Below are 17,058 nucleotides of genomic sequence, written 5' to 3' on the forward strand. Positions count from 1 at the left end.
ATAAAAAAACATCCCCGGCCGGTATGGGGATGCTGTGTAAAATGCATATAAAAAACAGGTTGAATCCAAGTATGCACGTTACACCTTCCTATCCGCGTAGTACCAGTGTCATTAAGATGTCAGGCAGGTCTCCTGGCTCATGGTCATTGCTTGCTGCACCTTCCCGTATTTTCATACAGTGGTTCCTGCAGTTTGCTCCCATTCACAGTGGCGGGACCGCGTTGGAATTGCACCAACTTCCCTTTTAAGAAGCAATGGAATATGATTCTATTCCGCTTCACCCAAACATTCAACTATGTAATTTTCCGTTCAAATGAATTATACAGGAGCATCCCCGTCCGGTAAATATCTTTTTGCTTCACAGATGCATCTTTTTGATTGTCAAACCCTCATGCGAAGTGATAAAATTTGTTCAATCTTAACTTTCTTTACCACATTACAGCAGCAAAAAGCTGCGGGAGGTTCTTGGAATGACGAAAGAAATTCAACATGCCACGTTTGCCGGAGGATGTTTCTGGTGCATGGTTAAACCATTTGATGAATTACCCGGCATTATAGAAGTCGAATCTGGTTATTCAGGCGGCCATGTCGATAACCCTTCTTATGAAGACGTAAAAAAAGGGGATTCTGGACATTATGAAGTAGTCCAGATCACATTTGACCCTTCCTTATTTTCTTATCAGGAATTATTGGACCTTTATTGGCCGCAGATCGATCCGACAGACGATGGAGGACAGTTCCATGATCGCGGGAATCAGTATCGCACGGCTGTCTTTTATCACAATGATAAACAAAAAGAAGAAGCCCAGGCTTCCAAACAGAAAATGGCCGAAAGCGGAAAATACCAAAAGCCAATCGTCACAAAGATTCTTCCGGCCGCACCTTTTTATCGTGCCGAAGAATATCATCAAAAATTTTACAAGAAAAATCCTGATGAATATAAAAAGGACCGTGAAGTATCAGGCAGGGATGAATTCATCGACCGCCACTGGCAGCAATAATCCCGGATGACAAAATCCCCTTTCTCAAATACTAAGAAGGAAAGGGGTTTTGCATGATGAAAAAAAATCAATCGGACAAGGAACAGGTAGTAGGTTTTGAAGGTCCCGGCAAAGCTGTCAATTACTTCGATCCTTACCCGGATGAAGACAAAGTGAATGACAAAAATGCTGAACATGGCGAGGAAAGAAAACAAAATGAATGATGATGTTTAGCCCGCGATGAATAGAATGATACCTTTTGTATAACTTAAGAATAAGGAACCGGGGAAATCCTCCACCAAGAAAAGCCATCAATCGCCAGATTTTCTCGGTTCTGCAACTATCTTTTCGTACTTGTTGTGCACCCCGTGGATATGGACGGTCTCCTTCAATGAAAATCTTCTCTGATAATATTGATTCAGTCCTTTATTGCTGTGCAGACAATCAAACCTTATCTTTTCATATCCATTTTCCTGACAGTAAGATTCAGCCCAATCTAAACAGATGTCACCCAATCCTTTCCCTCTCCACTCACGATCCACCACTAAGCGATGTAAATACATACACACGTCTTCATCTGCATCAGATCCCCACAACTCACAATCCCATTCATTCGGCGAATTTTCCAACGTCAAAGTTCCCACTGCCCTATTTTCTATAAGTAGTAAATAAGTTGAGCCCTTCTTAATCGAATCAGAGATTTCTTTAAGATTCCCTTCCATATCCGTCAAATAATAATCCCACTGCTGAAGACCTTGGGTTTTCAGCCATTTTGAGGCATCTTTAAGTAAGTATAAAACAGTATCAAGATCATCAAGTCCAGCCTTTTCTAATGTATAATCAAATGCATTTTCCATTAAATCCCTCCTCCACTCCATTCTAACATATAGATACTGGAGGAACGCATGCGTTAATTGCATATAAAAAAAGAAGGGCGGAACCAATCTCCGCTCTTCTTCAGTCTTTATTTTATTTTTTCAAGTACGTCCAGCCTTCTTCTTGATAAACCTTGTTTTCCTTCATCAGCTTTCCAATCGCCCGTTTAAAGGAAGCTTTGCTCATATTGAAGCGTTCCTTGATTTCATCCGGCTGGCTTTTGTCCCAGAACGGAATGGCGCCATTGCGCTGCTCAAGGTAAGAGAGGATCACTTCGGCATCATCTTGCATCTTTTCCTGTTTTAATGGAAGGAAAGAGGCATTCAGGTTTCCGTCATCCTTCACGTCGATGACTCTTCCCTCAACAAGCTCCCCGAGTCTCGGCTCTTGCTTCCGTTCATTTTCATGGACAAAACAGCGATATCCCTGCTCGGACAAAAAGAATGTACCCACTTTCAACAGTCGGTATACCCTCCCCTGTACTTTTGCATTCAGCATTTCCCTTGAAGCTCTTCTCGATACTTGTTCAATAATATTCTCTGTGGCAAGCTTCCCGTACAGACGGTCCTGCTTGTCGCGGTTCAATGACAAGAAAAGTTGATCGCCGGGTTCAGGCCACAGGGAAAGAAACTTTGGAAGGTCGTCTGCGGATACCAGAATATCCTTAGGCAGTCCGATATTAACGAACACTCCCAAGTCTTCCCGTTTATCCACTACTTCCGCCCATCCGTATGCTCCCACCTGTACTTTCGGGATGCGCATGGTCGACGTCAGTCTGACATCCTTGTCGTGATAAAGGAATACTTTGACAGTATCCCCTTCTTGAATTTCATCTGTGATTTCTGAATGATGGAGCAGCACGCGGTCCTCCTCATCATTGGTTAAAAAGAAGCCGTATGGGACTTCCTGGTCGACATATAGTTCTTCAACCGTTCCGGGTTTCAGCGAAGACATTATTCAGATTCCTCCCATTCATTTTGTAATAGCAACAATCCGCTCATTACACGTGTATTGAATTAATATATCTTTTTTTCTTCTATGTGTATAGTGTCTATTCTTCGCAAAAAGTAAAAAGTATATTTCGAAAATACCAACATTTACAGATCAATGATTCAACTTCCGGACCATCTCATCCGTCGGCAGCAGGAATGTCAGCATTCCGAGGAGCGGCAGGAAACTGCACAAAATCATAACGAACCTTATCGAATAAAGATCCGCTAATCCCCCGAAGAGAACAGCCCCTACTGCACCCATCCCGAATGCAAAGCCGACCGTGAGCCCTGAAACCATTCCGATCTTTTTAGGCAGCAGCTCCTGAGCATACACCACGATGACGCTGAAGCTTGAGGAAATAATGAATCCTATGCAGAAAATAACGGGAAAAACGACCTCAAGCGGCAGATACGGAAGCGCCAGTGTCAACGGTGCTGCGCCAAGCATCGAAAAGAAAATGATATTCCGTTTGCCGAATCTGTCAGCTAACGGGCCTCCAAGGAACGTACCGAGTACACCGGCAAACATGAAAGCGAAAATATAGGCCTGCGCCTTCTTGATGGATAACCCGTAATCTTCTATTAAATAAAATTGATAATAATTGGACAGACCTGCACCATACCAGGAACGGGCAAACACAAGGAATACGACCAGCACCATCGCCCATTTGATCTTGTTGTGAAGTGGCGACGGCTTGGAAGGAGTAACTTTCTTCGAGCGAATTTGAATGGATTCAGTCTCCTTTACCCGTTCAGAATACCATTTAGATACCCTTAATAAAACGAGAATCCCGAAAATCGCTGCAATCGAGAACCACAGTGCCCCTTTTTGTCCGAAAGGAACGAAGATAAAGGCTGTAATGATGGGTGCGAGTGACTGTCCCGTATTCCCGCCGACCTGATAAATCGATTGAGCAAGCCCTCTCCTCTGGCCGGCAGCCATATAGGCCACCCTCGAACCTTCAGGATGAAAGATCGCGGAACCAAAGCCGATGAACAACACAGAAAGGATGATCCACAAGAAATGCCCGGATAAAGCAAAGCCGACAAGCCCAATCAAACTGGAAAACATGCCTAATGGCAGTAAATAGGGTCTTGATTTCTTATCAGCATAATAACCAAATACAGGCTGCAGCAGTGAGGACGTCATATTCAAAGAGAACGCAATCCATCCGATTTGCGTATAGCTTAACTGAAGGGACTTCTCTATGATCGGGAACATGGCCGGTACGACCGACTGCAAGGTATCATTGATAAAATGCCCCGAACTGATGGCAAATAAAATTCCGTATATCGTAGCATTTTGTTTATGTACTGATTTCAAGGCTGCCTGAGCCAAAGAATCTCCCCCTTTAATTATTTCGGTATGCTAAATAGTATACCGAATCGTTCAGACACTGACCACCTGAAAAATGACTAAAAAAGCCGCCGAGTCTCGACTCGACGGCTTTTTAGTCATTTTTACTGGCGGTCAGGGAATACTCTGCGGAATGTAGTGCTTAATTCTTCCCCAAGCCCTTTAATCGGTTTTCCATTTTGAAACTTATCGCCATATCCCTTCATTCGATCAACAAAATCAGGATTGGCTGATACGTAGACATTATCCAGTCCGGCATCTGCCTTTCTTACTTTTCCGGCAATCTTGTCTTCGAGGTCCTTACTGATGTTTCCTTTGTCACCATTCGTCAACGTGACTGCAACATACGCGTTGCGTGCCGTTGTGATGACATATGCTCTGTCCACATCTTTCAAGTCCGCTACATTGTTTGCAGCTTCTTTTGAAAGTGAGTAATCTTCATTTACTGTATTACCCATATTATTATCATTCACGTTCATGTAATCCCTTGGTCTGTTCTGGTCATATCCGACTCTTTCAAGAGCTCCATTGTCATAATTAGTGTTCATGCCCTGCTCGTTCATATTATCATTGTTGGTCCCGCAGCCTGCTGCCGCACCTGCGAACATGACACCCATTAACGTTAAGACGATGTATTTCTTCATGATGTTTCCTCCTTGAATTTCACTTTGAATCATCCCTCTTACTATTTCCCCAATCTCATTTCTTATACATTTTTCTCCCTTGTTTAAAGGGAAGTGATAATAGGGAATGATACAAGTAATCAATTTGGAGCAGAAAAAACTCAGCAAGGGGGAATGGATGTGGCGCAGGCGGCACTTTGGGGAGGAGTGGCAAGTTTATCGTTATTTCTGGGAGCCCTATTGGGGATCCATTTTAAAATTCCCAAGAAAATCACAGCCTTTATCATGGCTTTCGGAACTGGACTAATCATTGGATCAGCTACCTTCGATTTGCTTAGTGAAGCTGGTGGGAATGCCAATATCCTGCATATTACGATCATGTTCCTGGCAGGTGCGGCTGTTTTTACATTATTCGAATTATGGATCAATAAAAAAGGCGGCAGCCAGCGGAAACGTTCACAGAAGAATCCGCACGGTCACTCAGGACTGGCCATTTACATAGGGACACTGATGGATGCCATCCCGGAATCGATTATTATCGGGATCAGCTTCCTTGGCGGCCAGTCGGTTCAATGGGTGTTCATCATCGCCATTTTTATCAGCAATTTCCCCGAAGCATTGTCCAGCAGCATCGGGTTGAAGCTCGACAGCTACAGCACGAAGAAGATATTGGTATTATGGGGGAGTGTTGTGATCGTTTCATCACTGAGCGCTCTCTTGGGATACGTGTTTTTGGAGGGTGCACCTGAGAGCACGGAATATATCATCGGTGCATTCGGTGCCGGCGGGTTACTCGCGATGGTCTCTTCTACCATGCTGCCGGAAGCATTTGAAGAAGGAGGACCGATTGTCGGGTTCGTTTCTGCTCTTGGCATCATCCTTTCTTTTATCTTCACCAATATTTCATAATAGAATGGCCGGCCCTCAAAACTCAGAGGGCCGGCCATTTAATATACAGTATATCATTTTGCGGTTCTCAATTTATACCGGAACCGCTGCCATTGGTAGCGGACGAAACATCCTATACAGAATCCTGCAAGCGCAACGGCAGCCGCGGCCAGGACCATACCTGAAAACAGATAGTATCCTGTCACCCATCCGGCACTGCTGCTGATAAGGGCCGCCCCCAGACAAACCGATGCAATCCCTGCATTGAATCGCTGCTGCGCGGCATCTTCCTGGCGGTACTCAGCTGGAGCTTTCTTCAGAAACAATCTCCCTATCTTTATAACGGGGTTATATTTTAACAAGACACCTGAAAACACGGCTAAAAAAGGAATGAACAGGATCCAAGGCTCCTTTGTAATCCACGAGATTAAGACAGTTATTATAATGAAGATTTGATTGCTATCGACTAAAGGTTTGGGAATCGAATGGGGTGCATTCATTTAATTCATACCTTTCTGATTGGAATTTATGTATTTATAGTGTACTCCAATTGATCTCATTTATCAAAATAAAAAGTTGTCAATCACCGCCCATTTTAAAAAGCGAGCTTCCCGTTACTGTGGACCGGGTTGACTTCATTCCCTTAAACGCTATCTTTTTGACCCGTACGCATGTTATAATCTTTTAGATTGAGTATTGGGAGGTAGTATGAATGATTCAAGTATCAGATGTTAGCTTACGTTTCGGAGACCGCAAGTTATTCGAAGACGTGAATATAAAATTTACCCCGGGTAATTGTTATGGATTGATCGGTGCGAACGGCGCAGGTAAATCAACTTTCCTTAAAATCCTTTCCGGGGATATCGAAGCGCAGACAGGGAATGTTTCCATGTCTCCTGGTGAGCGCCTCGCTGTTTTGAAGCAGGATCACTTTGAATATGAAGAATATGAAGTATTGAAAGTCGTCATCATGGGACATACCCGTCTTTATGAAGTGATGCAGGAAAAAGACGCTATTTATATGAAAGAAGATTTCTCTGATGAAGATGGCATGAGAGCCGCTGAATTGGAAGGCGAGTTCGCTGAATTGAACGGATGGGAAGCAGAATCGGAAGCCGCCATCCTGTTAAAAGGCCTTGGTATCGGGGAAGATCTGCATGCAAAGCAGATGTCCGAGCTTACAGGTGGAGATAAAGTAAAAGTTCTTCTTGCACAGGCATTATTCGGAAAACCCGATGTCCTGCTTCTTGATGAGCCTACCAACCACTTGGATATCCAGGCAATCCAGTGGCTTGAAGAATTCTTGATCAACTTTGAAAATACGGTCATCGTTGTATCCCATGACCGTCATTTCTTGAATAAGGTATGTACGCACATTGCCGACCTTGATTTTGGAAAGCTCCAGATTTATGTCGGTAACTATGATTTCTGGTATGAGTCCAGCCAGCTCGCTCTGAAAATGGCTCAGGATCAGAATAAAAAGAAAGAAGAAAAAATCAAGGAGCTCCAGGCTTTCGTTGCGAGATTCTCAGCCAATGCTTCCAAATCGAAGCAGGCGACCTCACGTAAAAAACTCTTGGATAAAATCTCACTTGATGATATCAAGCCAAGTTCACGCCGTTACCCTTACGTTCAGTTCAAGCCCGAGCGTGAAATCGGGAACGACGTATTAAGAGTCGAAGGGTTGACGAAAACGATCGACGGAGTCAAGGTCTTGGATAACGTCAGCTTCATCATGAACAAAGAGGATAAGATCGCTCTTGTAGGCGCTGATGAAATTGCAAAGACGACCCTCTTCAAAATCCTTGCAGGCGAAATGGAACCTGACAGCGGATCGTTTAAATGGGGTGTAACTACCTCTCAGGCTTATTTCCCTAAAGATAACACTGAGTACTTTGAGGGATCTGAGCCTACATTGGTAGACTGGCTGCGCCAGTATTCACCAGAAGATGAAAGTGAGACGTTCCTCCGCGGATTCCTGGGACGCATGTTGTTCTCCGGTGAAGAAGTGCTGAAGAAGCCGAGCGTTCTTTCAGGTGGGGAAAAAGTCCGCTGCATGCTTTCCAAGATGATGCTGAGCGGCTCAAACGTCCTGTTATTGGATGAGCCTACCAACCACTTGGATCTTGAGTCCATCACAGCATTAAATAATGGACTGATTGCGTTTAAGGGTGCCATGATCTTTGCTTCCCATGACCATCAGTTCATTCAGACGATTGCAAACCGCATCATTGAAATCAAGGATGGCGGAATCATTGATAAGCAGACGACTTATGATGAATTCCTTGAATTGAAAGCATCTCAAAAAGCGTAAATCACTATCCTTCATATATTTTATGCTGGATTGCAAAAAACCAATCAGGGCAGCGTCCCTGATTGGTTTTTTTGATGGTTGGATCTAACAGCGAACAGCATTTTAGGTGAACTATAAACAACGCTAATGATTTCCGTGCAGGACTCCGCTTTCCGCGGGTAGCCCGTGAGCCTCCTATTCTTATTAACCGGGAGAGGAACTGTCCAGCTCCAGGGCTTAGAGGTACATGTCATAAGCCAAACCGGCCAAGAAGGCAAAGAACGCCTTCGTGACCGATTCGTCTTATGCCACACACCTCTGAGCAAAGCCCTTCCGCATTTCTGATAGGAGTCTGCGTCCTGCACTCCAATCAACCGCTGTGTTAAGCTAATTTCTAAAAGTACATTGAACAAATTAAAAACCCGAACTAATTTGCCTCATTTCATGCAAATTAGTTCGGGTTTTAATAAGACTAAATCACTTTTTATCCCATCCCCTTTTCTTATCTTATCTAAGACCCTTTCTAATGCATTCTCTTTTTAGCCAGATATGCTTTGATCTGAAAATAAGTTATTTCTTCGGGTAGTTCCTCTTTTATGGGCTTCAAGGGCTTTTCCCCCGTTTTGTTGACAGCTGATTCAATCAGTACTTCTTCTTCTTCGGTAAAGAAGCGGCTCCAATCATCCAAAAGCCCTTCTTCGTAGGAGCGGATGATATGATTTTCGATCGTTGCCGTACTCATTCCCCGAGCTGAAGCAATTTCTTTAATATCCTTATCTTCGCTGAACATTTTGAACGTGACCAAATGGGATGGGTCGTCTGATTGTCCCTTCCCCCTTGGTGTTGGGGATTCAGCCGGTTCTTCTTCAATCTTACGGGTATAGCCTTGATTGTCATTTAAGAAGGATTTGATTTCTTTCATGAATAATTCACCGTAGCGTTCGAGTTTACTTTCTCCGACTCCGCTGACATTGAGGAACCCAGCTTCATCAGAAGGCTGCTTCAGGCACATATCATGCAGCGTTTTGTCTGAAAAGATGACAAACGGAGGAACCCCTTCCTCTTTTGCAATGGCTTTTCTCAAATCCCTCAGGACCTGGAATAATTCGTCTTCATTCGATAAGACTGGGGCAGGAGCGACCTGTTTCTTGCGTGTAACCTTCCTTTCCCCTATTAAAACTTCCCGTCCTTTACTTGAGACTTTAAGTACCGGATAGCTTCCTCCCTCTACATCGATGATGCCTTCTGAAATCAAGTAGTCAATGAAGAGGCCGACTTCCTTTTGCGACTCTCCCTTCAGCAACCCGTATGTCGACAGCTTATCGAATCTGAAATCAAGGATCTTCTTTCCCTTAGAGCCGGTCAGCACGCCGCTGATCATGGAGGTGCCGAAACGTTCGTTCATCCGGATCATGCATGAAAGCACCATCTGGGCTTTGACCGTGACATCCTCCGACTCCCTATCATCCAGACAGTTGCTGCAGTGACCGCATTCACCCTCAGACTCTTCCCCAAAATAAGAAAGGATATAATTCTGAAGGCAGGTTTCAGTATGCACAAAATCCACCATGTCCCTCAGTTTCTGCAATTCATTATGATGAAGTTCCGGACTCATCACGTTCTGATCGATGATGTACCGCTGGGTCTGGATGTCCTGCGGGGAAAAGAGCAGGATGCATTCGCTTTCCACTCCGTCCCGCCCGGCACGGCCGGCTTCCTGATAGTACGCTTCCATATTTTTCGGGATTTGATAATGAACGACGTATCTTACATTTGATTTGTTGATCCCCATCCCGAATGCATTCGTGGCGACCATTACCATGATGGAGTCATTTAAAAACGATTCCTGCTGTTCGAGCCTGAGCGAATCGGACAGTCCGCCGTGATATTTCCCTGCCGGCACTCCCTTTTTCACCAAGTAATCATGCACATTTTCAACTTCCTTGCGGGTTGCGCAATAGATGATCCCTGACTGCTGGCTGTTCCTCCCGACATATTGACCGATCCAGCGTTTCCTGTCCTCACCTTTTAACACATTAAAGAAAAGATTGTTTCGCTGAAAACCAGTCAATACCTTGTTTTCTGAGGGGATATGCAGATGGTTGAGGATATCACGTTGAACTTGAGGGGTTGCCGTGGCGGTCAAAGCCAATATGACAGGGTGTGAAGATAGTTGATTCACTGCATCATAGATTCCCATATAGCTAGGCCTGAAATCATGTCCCCATTGAGATAAGCAGTGAGCTTCATCCACAGCGACCAGCGGTATCTCCAATGAATTGAGATAGCGGATAAATTGCGGGGATTCCAGCCGTTCAGGTGCTATATACAGCAGTTTGTATTCTCCGTATGAGAGTTCTTCCATCCGCTCTTCCACTTCGGCTGCACTGAGTGTGCTGTTTATGTATGTGGCAGGTATACCTTGGAATGTCAGCGAATCGACCTGGTCTTTCATTAAAGAAATCAAAGGAGAAATGACAAGGGTGACGCCCTCAAGCAGCAATGAGGGAACTTGATAACAAATTGATTTCCCTCCGCCGGTTGGCATGATACCGGCTGTATTCTTGCCTGATAAGACGTTGGATATGATTTCGTCTTGACCTTTTCTGAATTCTGAGTACCCAAAGTATTGTTTGAGTATTTCATGAGCATTTCCCAATCACTTTCAGCCTCCTTTCATTTTGCTTTCTTTATTGTAATCTACATTTTTTATTGTGCCAACTTATACACAAAAACAAAACGATCCAGGGGAAACATTCACTCCCCGGATCGCCGTCTAACCGATTATTTTCAGTTTTTGCTGTAAAATTTTTCACCTTCAGCCCATGTCTCCACAACTTGAATATGGTGAAGCTCATTTTCAGGGACTTCCAGAGGGTGGCGGTCGATGAGCAGGAAATCCGCCCTCTCTCCGATAGTCAGCCTGCCATGATTATGCTCTTCGTTTAATTCAATGAGTGTCGGTGTCGAGGTATAGCCAATAAAAGCTTCGTCGACGGTAAGCTTTTCCTGGGGCTGCCAGCCGCCTTCGGGATTACCTTCAAAGTCAGTCCGATTCACTGCTGCGAAGATCCCTTCAAAAGGATTAAGCGACCCTATGGGCAAATCGGAACTGAGCGTAATCGGAACATTGTGATTGAGCATACTCTTGAACGCATCACAATAAGGCGCCAGCTCCTCCCCTACCCACTTTTCTTTCTTATCCCACTCACTGAGGAGGAATGAAGGCTGAGTCTCAATGACAGTGTGAAGCTTCTCTAACCGGTATAAAAGATCTTGACCAAGAGTTTGGGCATGGATGATCCTGTGACGAAGGGCTTCTGTATTCGCCTCAGGCTGCTCAAACGCGGTGATTGCCTGTGCCACCGCCCTGTCCCCTATGGCGTGCACTGCTACCTGCATGCCGTTCTGGCCTGCAAGCGATACAATATCATTCAGTTCCTGCTGTGAATAAACTGCATTCCCTGCCGTATCTTTTTTATCTTTATACGGGATTCTCATGGCAGAAGTATGAAGCCTTTGTGTCCCATCAAGGAACACCTTCACCGCTCCCACTTTCACTTTATCTGTGCCTTCACCGGTACGGAATGGATGAGATTCCAGATAGTCTTCCAAATGCTTCTTCTTAAAAATATAGTGATGCAGATAAGCCCTGATCGGAAGATTTCCATCCTTTTCCAAATAAGTATAGGCACTCCACAGCCGGTCGAATGAACCGATGAAGTTCAAATCTTCGGTGTGGATAGTGGTGATCCCATTTTTGAGAAGATGGGGGATACCGTCATTCAGTGCATCTATTGCATCTTGAGTGCTCCTGCTTCGAAAATGATGTTTGATATAATGAACTGCCGTATCTTTGAAGCGCCCTGTCCAGTTTCCTTCATCGTCCTTTTCCTTAAAATCGTCCGGGATGTCAGAAAACTCTTCTTCCTGCTCCAGTAGATCCATTACTTTATGATTGACTACACATTCATGCCCGTCCTGATGCAGAAAGAACATATATGTATGCAGATGCAGTTCATCGAGGTCCTTTGCCTGAAGGAGAGATTCCCGGTCAGTGAATGAGCTATCATCCAATCCTCTCCCCACAACCCAGTCACCGTCTTCCATTTGAGGATAATGTGAGCGCACTTCCTCCTTCATCTGTTCCCAGCCCGTAACATGCCTCAGATCTAATTCCCTCTTCATCAAGCCGTAGCGCAGGAAATGCATATGCGAGTCATGGAATGCCGGTGTCATGACCCTTTCCTTGCCGTCTACGACATGCGAGCCCTTTTCCTTCGTTCTGCCTTTCCGGATATTTCTTATTTTTCCTTCTTCAATGACCACATGATGGATCCCGCCTTCTCGTTTGAAATCCTGTCCATCATATAGGCGTACGTTATCAATGATCAATTCCAACATTCCTCCTTCGTTCTTCTACAGTTATTTCTACCAATATGAGAGTATTTATAAACATAGCAGAAATTGCATGAAGCAAATAAAAACTGCAGAGGCGATGATCTCCTCTGCAGTCCTAAAAAAATCAGAACCACCTGAACGTGGTTTCTTCTGTCTTCTGTTCATCAGCTTCTGGTCTTGCTTCAGCTTCAGGTCTCTCAAGCTTCCAAAAGCTGTCCCATATTGAATGTTCATCCTTCTCTGGCATCGTCGGCACTTCTTTTTCCTTTTTGTTTTTACCGGACATGGTGCTCCCTCCTTTTACGCATAGTACACTACATACTATTCAGGAACAAAAAAAGCGTTTTAAAATAAACAAAAAAAAGAACCAATCAAATGATTGATTCTTTGCTCGATCAGGACGATTTCATCGTTGGGTGGGGATTATCCACGACCTGCAGTACTTTAGTCGATTTCTCCATATCAGCGTTGCAGAGCGGGCATTTAGGTGTATCTTCGCTCTTGAAGTTATCCCTCATCCACCCTTTGCAATCAGCGGAAGAACAGGCCCAAATTTCCGTTTCCTCAGTTTTTATTTCTTCTTCTACTTGATTTCGACGACCAAAAGCCATTGAATGTCCTCCTTTAAGATAAGCAGGATTTCCATGCCGGGCACGAAAAAACTGATTTGTGGTAATGTAGCTTAAGAAAAAATGATGTGGGTATATAATGAAAAGCCGGTTATAGTGTAGGTTTCATTCTGCGATTAATTCCATTATATCATACTTGCTTACATATTAATATATACAGCTGACCTATGGACTAGAACGGTACCCGTGAAGGCTGGGTCACTTTTTCTTCTTCGACCGCGAAGAATCCGCCGGGGAACCGCCGGGCAATTCCCTGTTCGTCGTTCCCTGCCCTTCTGTCTGGGATGAACCTAACATTGCTTTTGATGGGTCTTCTTTCCTTTTGCTCATTTCCATCACCTCCGTTTCTTATGCTCCCCAAATACCTTCCTTTTTATGTAAAGATCAAATGACTTCCCACTCTTCAAATCAAGGCTGTTTTCTAAAAGATTGTTGCTTTTCGTAAATTGGCTTGCAGTCTAATGTTGCTTGTGGACGTGCTCTTTTCGAACCTAAGTTTAAACAACAGACGGACTAACAAACCGAAAATACCCAAGTTCCGGTATTTTCTAGTGTGCAAAGCAACAAGTGTGCGAAAAGAGCCTAAATGAAAAAAGAATGCAGTAATCATCTGCATTCCTTTTAGCCGCCAGCCAATAACCCTTTTATTTCTTCCATCATTTCTTCATCGATTTCCATAGGCTGTTCGTCTTCAAACAAAATGATGCCGTGATAGATCTGCGCATCATCGTCACATGCTTCACAGAATTCCAGTTCTTCGGGATTCCAGAATGCAATTGATTGATAATTCTTGGTTTTTACATTGGGGAATATATTTCTCAGCCTTGAGATTTCAGTTTTATATTTTTCAACGGCCGCCGATTCCTCTACATATTCCCATGTTTGGACGATATCCTTTTGCCAGTCGTCAAAAAACCACCATGGTTCCGCATCGCTTCTGGTCAGTATCACTTTCCTTATTGGCTCCAATGCTTCACCCTCCTTATTCTTCCCAAACTATTTTACATTACTAATAACGAAAATCAAGAAAATCGTTTCGTAACTCCTCCATATTAAATAGACAAGTTCTCTCCCTTTCATGCATAACAATAAAATAATGGCTGTTCTATATATTTAAAAAGGAGGAAGAGAAAACTTGAAGTTTTTAGTATTGAAGAAATCATCCCTTATCGTTATCTTTTTCACCCTCTTAATTATCAGTCTGGGATCCATTTGGGCTTATAAATCACAGAATTCTTATCCGACGGTTTCATTGGATTCTGCCGATGTGCAGACATTCGAATTGGTGACCGGGGAATTCAAGTCGAAGACAGCCGATGGCCGGGAAATCGAGTCGTACCGCTGGGATCCCGGTACAATCGTCGTGGAAAAGGATAAACGCATACAGCTCCGGATCCATGGGGTAAACGGCAAAGCTCACCCATTCCATATTGAAGGGACAAACATCAAAGGCACGGTTGAAAAAGGCAAAGAAACCGTTGTCGATGTCACATTCTCCAAAGAAGGCACCTACCGCATCATTTGTGAAACCCACACAACGATGGAACAAAGCGGCCCGATGATCGGGTATATCATTGTGGATTAAAAGAAGAGTATTTGAGAAATAGAAAAAAACCCGAACCAAATTGCGTTATATGAGGCAATTTGGTTCGGGTTTTATATATTATTTAATGACAGTGAGATTTAGATTATAGCATGAACTAGGGGTTGATTGGAGTGCAAGACGAAGACTCCTAACAGAAGAGCGGAAGGGCTTTGCCCAGATGCGTGTGGCATAAGACGAACCGGCCTGGAAGGCGCTCTTTGCCTTCTTGGACGGTTTGGCTTATGACATGTGCCACTACCCCTGCAGCTGGACAGGTCCTCCCCGCTGATCCAGCGATAGGAGGCTCAAGGTCTATCCTCGGAAAGCGTAGTCTTGCACGGAAATCATTAGCGGTATTAAGAACCAGCCGAGTCTAATATTCCCGCTCCCTTAATCTCATCATTGATATACCTGCTATCACTAGAATAATCATATAAAGAAATACTGGATAGAAAAAAGATGAATACTCCCATTCACTATGTCCGGCGGAGTGACTGTTCGATGCCAGAACCTGCTGCTTTTTATCAGAGTGGTTAACAGCCTGGAGCTTGGTGGAAGCAATCTCTTCATTGTCTTCGTTAAATATCGTCAACATTCCGTTTTTATCGACCACTTCATTCACAGATTGGTTGAACGGCTTCGTGTAATAGAAATCTGATTGCAACTTGTATGAGCCGTTTTCTGTTTGAAAGTCACTGTCCTTCGAAACATACGACCGCGTAAACTGATTTAAACCGTAATCAAGAAGTGCCCGGGTATCCGCATATATAGCTCTTTTACTCTGCGCATCCATCGTCACGGCGACAACCGATACACCATCATTTTCAGCAGAAGTCACAAGGGTATGATTGGCTTCGGGTACAAATCCGTTCTTCCCGCCTGTCACTTCGGGATAAGGCATTTCTCCCTTGACCATTTTATGGTGGTTATACAGGGTGGTATTCCATCCTTCAGAGGACCATTCAAGTGATTCGATATCAAAGAGTGTCCTGAATGCATCGTTTTTCATTGCATAGCTTGTGATCTTGGCCATATCGTAGGCCGACGTATAATGATCCTTATCATAAAGCCCGTGGGGATTCACGAAGTGTGTATCCTTCACCCCTACTTCATCCTTCAGGAATTGATTCAGCTTCTCTGTGAATTCTTCCACCGATCCCTCCGTATGCTCCGCGATCGCGACGGCAGCATCATTCCCCGAGTTGACCATCAACCCCTGAAGCAGCTGATGCATGGATATCTTCTCTCCGGGCAGCAGATAGACAGTGGATCCTTCCGTCCCGGCTGCCCGTTCACTGACTGTGACTGTTTCATAAAGGCTGCTGTTTTCAAGCGCATATATAGCTGTAGCGATCTTCGTAATACTGGCAGGGTTCATTTTCTTATGGGCATCCTTGGAGTAAAGGATGCTCCCCGTTTCTGAATCTATCAATACAGCCGATTTACTAAAGAGTGCATCAGGCTTTTTTACTGTATTCACTTGTGCCGATGCCATAGTCGAAAATCCCCAGAAGAGCATAATGGTCATCAGCAATAACGTTTTTTTCATATCTTCACTCACCTGTCCCGTCAATCTACTAAACCATTTTATCAAAAAAATGATACTTTAATCACAAATCCCCGATTTGTTATATAAATGAAAGATTGATGTCAATTCCTTACAAAATAAGTGACTTTATACATCCTGGGAAGTATGCCCGCAGCTCCCTCTTCTGGTACAATAATAGTAACTGCATGAAACTTTTTCAGTCACTTCCACGTATAAAAGGTAAGCATTCTATTAAGGGGTAGATGAAATGAATACTTTTTTGCACTTTCTCTTAAGAAGTGTTGTCTCCATTACAATCGGCACAACTAGTTTTGCGGTGTATTTACTTGCATTTGATATCGGATTCCCACTCACTCTGCTTGCAGGGACCGCGACCGGAATCGCATCCTTTTTTACCATAAAGGAAATTCAGCGGAGCGTTTGGCTTAACAAAAAAGGTTTGACGAGAAAGGAATATCGATACATCGGCAAGAATTTAAAAGAAGCGAAGGAAAAAGTCAAACGGCTCCAAAAACAGCAGCTTAAAGTGCGGTCGCTTGGTGCTTTCAAGCAGATCCTGGAGATCAACCGGCTGACTAGGAGAATCTTTCAATTGGTGTCAAAGGACCCCAAGCGTTATTACTCGGCTGAATCCTTTTTCTACTATAACCTGGATTCAGTTGTTGAACTGACAGAGAAATATACATTCCTTGCTTCACAGCCGGGCAAAAGCCAGGAGACGTTCCTTTCCCTCCAGCAGACCCGATCCACCCTGGATGAACTGGTTGACTCCCTGGAGAAGGATCTGCAGATGGTGGTGGCAGATGATATGGATCATTTGAAAATGGAATTGACTTTCGCTAATAAACATCTAACACAAAATAAAGATTTAAAATAGATGATGGA

At 44.0% G+C, this 17,058-nt stretch carries 18 protein-coding genes and 1 riboswitch; of the genes, 6 read left to right on the top strand and 12 right to left on the bottom strand.

Translation table 11 applies throughout. From position 1 onward, the window contains the following. Nucleotides 1-105: 105 nt before the first annotated feature. Nucleotides 106-300: riboswitch (cobalamin riboswitch) on the bottom strand. Nucleotides 301-470: 170 nt separating this feature from the next. Beyond that, nucleotides 471-1,001, top strand: coding sequence for a peptide-methionine (S)-S-oxide reductase MsrA (msrA, locus tag ACKA06_RS17105; RefSeq protein ID WP_411160249.1), 531 nt, complete (start codon nt 471-473; stop codon nt 999-1,001). A gap of 56 nt (nt 1,002-1,057) precedes the next feature. Further along, nucleotides 1,058-1,204, top strand: a complete 147-nt coding sequence (locus tag ACKA06_RS17110) for a hypothetical protein (RefSeq protein ID WP_411160250.1) — start codon at nt 1,058-1,060, stop codon at nt 1,202-1,204. A gap of 87 nt (nt 1,205-1,291) precedes the next feature. On the opposite strand, the gene ACKA06_RS17115 is transcribed toward ACKA06_RS17110, so the two are convergent. The 4 genes from ACKA06_RS17115 to ACKA06_RS17130 all read right to left on the bottom strand — a co-directional run bounded on the left by ACKA06_RS17115 (nt 1,292) and on the right by ACKA06_RS17130 (nt 4,849). Then, a complete protein-coding gene (locus tag ACKA06_RS17115; RefSeq protein ID WP_411160251.1) occupies nt 1,292-1,837 on the bottom strand; it encodes a GNAT family N-acetyltransferase in 546 nt (181 codons plus the stop codon). Nucleotides 1,838-1,949: 112 nt separating this feature from the next. Further along, nucleotides 1,950-2,810, bottom strand: coding sequence for a CvfB family protein (locus ACKA06_RS17120; RefSeq protein WP_032088116.1), 861 nt, complete (start codon nt 2,808-2,810; stop codon nt 1,950-1,952). Between the two features lie 150 nt (nt 2,811-2,960). Beyond that, complete coding sequence (locus ACKA06_RS17125; RefSeq protein ID WP_411160264.1) at nt 2,961-4,172, bottom strand: MFS transporter; 1,212 nt, start codon at nt 4,170-4,172, stop codon at nt 2,961-2,963. 137 nt (nt 4,173-4,309) lie between these two features. Continuing rightward, nucleotides 4,310-4,849 (bottom strand): YhcN/YlaJ family sporulation lipoprotein, encoded by a 540-nt coding sequence (locus ACKA06_RS17130; RefSeq protein WP_064563793.1) that lies wholly within the window; start codon nt 4,847-4,849, stop codon nt 4,310-4,312. Between the two features lie 153 nt (nt 4,850-5,002). Here ACKA06_RS17130 and ACKA06_RS17135 point away from each other — a divergent pair, with 153 nt between their 5' ends. Next, nucleotides 5,003-5,737, top strand: a complete 735-nt coding sequence (locus ACKA06_RS17135) for a ZIP family metal transporter (RefSeq protein WP_411160252.1) — start codon at nt 5,003-5,005, stop codon at nt 5,735-5,737. A gap of 53 nt (nt 5,738-5,790) precedes the next feature. Here the strand turns inward: ACKA06_RS17135 and ACKA06_RS17140 are convergent, their stop codons facing one another. Beyond that, on the bottom strand, nt 5,791-6,216 hold the full coding sequence (locus ACKA06_RS17140) for a DUF4395 domain-containing protein (protein WP_058297493.1): 426 nt from the start codon (nt 6,214-6,216) through the stop codon (nt 5,791-5,793). Nucleotides 6,217-6,428: 212 nt separating this feature from the next. Here ACKA06_RS17140 and ACKA06_RS17145 point away from each other — a divergent pair, with 212 nt between their 5' ends. Continuing rightward, entirely contained in the window at nt 6,429-8,030 is a 1,602-nt protein-coding gene (locus tag ACKA06_RS17145) for an ABC-F family ATP-binding cassette domain-containing protein (RefSeq protein WP_058297494.1), read from the top strand. 502 nt (nt 8,031-8,532) lie between these two features. On the opposite strand, the gene recQ is transcribed toward ACKA06_RS17145, so the two are convergent. The 6 genes from recQ to ACKA06_RS17175 form a co-directional block, all read right to left on the bottom strand. Further along, nucleotides 8,533-10,668, bottom strand: a complete 2,136-nt coding sequence (gene recQ / locus ACKA06_RS17150; RefSeq protein ID WP_411160253.1) for a DNA helicase RecQ — start codon at nt 10,666-10,668, stop codon at nt 8,533-8,535. Between the two features lie 131 nt (nt 10,669-10,799). Further along, nucleotides 10,800-12,413, bottom strand: coding sequence for an amidohydrolase (locus ACKA06_RS17155; protein WP_411160254.1), 1,614 nt, complete (start codon nt 12,411-12,413; stop codon nt 10,800-10,802). Between the two features lie 121 nt (nt 12,414-12,534). Continuing rightward, the gene (locus ACKA06_RS17160; RefSeq protein ID WP_156416135.1) at nt 12,535-12,696 is read right to left on the bottom strand and encodes a hypothetical protein; all 162 of its coding nucleotides are present in this window, start codon (nt 12,694-12,696) and stop codon (nt 12,535-12,537) included. A gap of 109 nt (nt 12,697-12,805) precedes the next feature. Next, entirely contained in the window at nt 12,806-13,021 is a 216-nt protein-coding gene (locus ACKA06_RS17165) for a cold-inducible protein YdjO-related protein (protein WP_032088111.1), read from the bottom strand. A 216-nt stretch (nt 13,022-13,237) separates the two neighbouring features. Next, nucleotides 13,238-13,369, bottom strand: a complete 132-nt coding sequence (locus tag ACKA06_RS17170; RefSeq protein ID WP_098151204.1) for a YuzL family protein — start codon at nt 13,367-13,369, stop codon at nt 13,238-13,240. 291 nt (nt 13,370-13,660) lie between these two features. Then, nucleotides 13,661-14,008, bottom strand: coding sequence for a DUF1033 family protein (locus ACKA06_RS17175; RefSeq protein WP_411160255.1), 348 nt, complete (start codon nt 14,006-14,008; stop codon nt 13,661-13,663). Between the two features lie 166 nt (nt 14,009-14,174). On the opposite strand from ACKA06_RS17175, the gene ACKA06_RS17180 reads away from it, so the two are divergent. Next, nucleotides 14,175-14,624 (top strand): cupredoxin domain-containing protein, encoded by a 450-nt coding sequence (locus ACKA06_RS17180; protein WP_064563801.1) that lies wholly within the window; start codon nt 14,175-14,177, stop codon nt 14,622-14,624. Nucleotides 14,625-14,997: 373 nt separating this feature from the next. Here ACKA06_RS17180 and ACKA06_RS17185 read toward each other — a convergent pair whose 3' ends face one another. Then, nucleotides 14,998-16,173: a D-alanyl-D-alanine carboxypeptidase family protein gene (locus ACKA06_RS17185; protein ID WP_411160256.1), complete on the bottom strand. Its 1,176-nt coding sequence runs from the start codon at nt 16,171-16,173 to the stop codon at nt 14,998-15,000. 247 nt (nt 16,174-16,420) lie between these two features. Here ACKA06_RS17185 and ACKA06_RS17190 point away from each other — a divergent pair, with 247 nt between their 5' ends. Next, nucleotides 16,421-17,050 (top strand): 5-bromo-4-chloroindolyl phosphate hydrolysis family protein, encoded by a 630-nt coding sequence (locus ACKA06_RS17190; RefSeq protein WP_411160257.1) that lies wholly within the window; start codon nt 16,421-16,423, stop codon nt 17,048-17,050. Nucleotides 17,051-17,058 lie beyond the last annotated feature (8 nt).

Source organism: Rossellomorea oryzaecorticis (assembly GCF_045897515.1).
Taxonomy (GTDB): Bacteria; Bacillota; Bacilli; order Bacillales; family Bacillaceae_B; genus Rossellomorea; species Rossellomorea enclensis.

What these genes read in the sequence shown, in the direction of transcription:
- ACKA06_RS17190 (WP_411160257.1), top strand. Translation starts at nt 16,421, where the DNA reads ATGAATACTTTTTTGCACTTTCTCTTAAGAAGTGTTGTCTCCATTACA.
- msrA (WP_411160249.1), top strand. Translation starts at nt 471, where the DNA reads ATGACGAAAGAAATTCAACATGCCACGTTTGCCGGAGGATGTTTCTGG.
- ACKA06_RS17115 (WP_411160251.1), bottom strand. Translation starts at nt 1,837, where the DNA reads ATGGAAAATGCATTTGATTATACATTAGAAAAGGCTGGACTTGATGAT.
- ACKA06_RS17135 (WP_411160252.1), top strand. Translation starts at nt 5,003, where the DNA reads ATGGATGTGGCGCAGGCGGCACTTTGGGGAGGAGTGGCAAGTTTATCG.
- ACKA06_RS17130 (WP_064563793.1), bottom strand. Translation starts at nt 4,849, where the DNA reads ATGAAGAAATACATCGTCTTAACGTTAATGGGTGTCATGTTCGCAGGT.
- ACKA06_RS17155 (WP_411160254.1), bottom strand. Translation starts at nt 12,413, where the DNA reads ATGTTGGAATTGATCATTGATAACGTACGCCTATATGATGGACAGGAT.
- ACKA06_RS17160 (WP_156416135.1), bottom strand. Translation starts at nt 12,696, where the DNA reads ATGTCCGGTAAAAACAAAAAGGAAAAAGAAGTGCCGACGATGCCAGAG.
- ACKA06_RS17165 (WP_032088111.1), bottom strand. Translation starts at nt 13,021, where the DNA reads ATGGCTTTTGGTCGTCGAAATCAAGTAGAAGAAGAAATAAAAACTGAG.
- ACKA06_RS17120 (WP_032088116.1), bottom strand. Translation starts at nt 2,810, where the DNA reads ATGTCTTCGCTGAAACCCGGAACGGTTGAAGAACTATATGTCGACCAG.
- ACKA06_RS17170 (WP_098151204.1), bottom strand. Translation starts at nt 13,369, where the DNA reads ATGAGCAAAAGGAAAGAAGACCCATCAAAAGCAATGTTAGGTTCATCC.
- ACKA06_RS17145 (WP_058297494.1), top strand. Translation starts at nt 6,429, where the DNA reads ATGATTCAAGTATCAGATGTTAGCTTACGTTTCGGAGACCGCAAGTTA.
- ACKA06_RS17185 (WP_411160256.1), bottom strand. Translation starts at nt 16,173, where the DNA reads ATGAAAAAAACGTTATTGCTGATGACCATTATGCTCTTCTGGGGATTT.
- ACKA06_RS17110 (WP_411160250.1), top strand. Translation starts at nt 1,058, where the DNA reads ATGAAAAAAAATCAATCGGACAAGGAACAGGTAGTAGGTTTTGAAGGT.
- ACKA06_RS17140 (WP_058297493.1), bottom strand. Translation starts at nt 6,216, where the DNA reads ATGAATGCACCCCATTCGATTCCCAAACCTTTAGTCGATAGCAATCAA.